The sequence below is a fragment of the Bradyrhizobium ingae genome (genome assembly GCF_055791185.1).
Genome location: NZ_JBVUBB010000111.1, coordinates 1 through 535, shown reverse-complemented (window position 1 = coordinate 535; position 535 = coordinate 1). Strand labels below are relative to the sequence as shown.

General features: G+C 42.1%; 2 protein-coding genes. Both read left to right on the top strand.

Going from position 1 to position 535, the window contains the following annotated elements:
* A partial coding sequence (locus tag ACV1FX_RS41780) for a MarR family winged helix-turn-helix transcriptional regulator (protein ID WP_473123292.1) occupies nt 1-200 on the top strand: 200 nt, incomplete at its 5' end.
* 178 nt (nt 201-378) lie between these two features.
* Nucleotides 379-535, top strand: a 157-nt coding sequence (locus tag ACV1FX_RS41775) for a YkoP family protein (protein ID WP_473123293.1), incomplete at its 3' end; no start/stop codon positions are given.

Below are 535 nucleotides of genomic sequence, written 5' to 3'. Positions count from 1 at the left end.
GAGAACAAGACCCGAAGGACAAACGGTCTGTTTACGCCCATTTAACTGATAAAGGAAACGAGTATTTGGATAAAATTTATCCGATTCATTCATTGAGAATTGCGAGAGCGTTTTCAGGACTTATGCCTGAGGAACAGGAACAGCTGATAGCCTTACTGAAAAAAGCGGGAATTCACAGCCAGCATTTGCTTTTCCGTTAAAAGAAAGCGGATACAGACACTCTTCTTCATGAAGAGTGTTTTTTTCTGTTTCGGACAGTAGAGCCTTAAGCGGTTTTTGCAGAAGCTGATACAGGGCGGCATCATTATTTACCAATCATAATGTGTCATGCCGCATGCCAAAATATGAGGGTGCTTTGAATATAAAGAAGGTGAACATGTGAGAAGCTGTCTGCTGTCTATATGGTACTTACTTGATCCGCTTTATTTCTTCTTTACCCGGCTGACGCTGATTGATAAACGGCAATCGAATGTATTCCGCGTCCGTTTGACTAGATATAAAGGAAAAGAAGTCATCCTGAGCGACGGAACCAGGA